General features: G+C 59.0%; 1 rRNA gene. It reads right to left on the reverse strand.

Annotation, left to right across the window (positions count from 1 at the left end):
- Positions 1-877 (reverse strand): 23S ribosomal RNA (locus ETC02_RS16735); the annotation flags it as partial.

An 877-nucleotide genomic window follows, 5' to 3' on the forward strand; every position in this document is an offset into this window, starting at 1 on the left:
AAGCCCTCGATCGATTAGTATCCGTCAGCTCCACGTGTCGCCACGCTTCCACCTCGGACCTATCGACCTCGTCATCTTCGAGGGATCTTACCCGCCTGACGCGGTGGGAAATCTCATCTTGAGGGGGGCTTCACGCTTAGATGCTTTCAGCGCTTATCCCGTCCGCACATAGCTACCCAGCGGTGCCCCTGGCGGGACAACTGGTACACCAGCGGTGCGTCCATCCCGGTCCTCTCGTACTAAGGACAGCTCCTCTCAAATTTCCTGCGCCCGCGACGGATAGGGACCGAACTGTCTCACGACGTTCTGAACCCAGCTCGCGTACCGCTTTAATGGGCGAACAGCCCAACCCTTGGGACCGACTACAGCCCCAGGATGCGATGAGCCGACATCGAGGTGCCAAACCTCCCCGTCGATGTGGACTCTTGGGGGAGATCAGCCTGTTATCCCCGGGGTAGCTTTTATCCGTTGAGCGATGGCCCTTCCATGCGGAACCACCGGATCACTAAGCCCGACTTTCGTCCCTGCTCGACCTGTCCGTCTCGCAGTCAAGCTCCCTTGTGCCTTTGCACTCTCCGAATGATTTCCAACCATTCTGAGGGAACCTTTGGGCGCCTCCGTTACCTTTTGGGAGGCGACCGCCCCAGTCAAACTGCCCGCCTGACACTGTCTCCCACCCCGATCAGGGGTGCGGGTTAGAACTTCAATACCGCCAGGGTGGTATCCCACCGCCGCCTCCACCGAAGCTGGCGCTCCGGCTTCCCAGGCTCCCACCTATCCTGTACAAGCGATACCAAAATTCCATATCAGGCTGCAGTAAAGCTCCACGGGGTCTTTCCGTCCTGTCGCGGGTAACCTGCATCTTCACAGGTAGTAT

The organism is Geobacillus sp. DSP4a (genome assembly GCF_013096875.1).
GTDB classification, from domain to species: domain Bacteria; phylum Bacillota; class Bacilli; order Bacillales; family Anoxybacillaceae; genus Geobacillus; species Geobacillus thermophilus.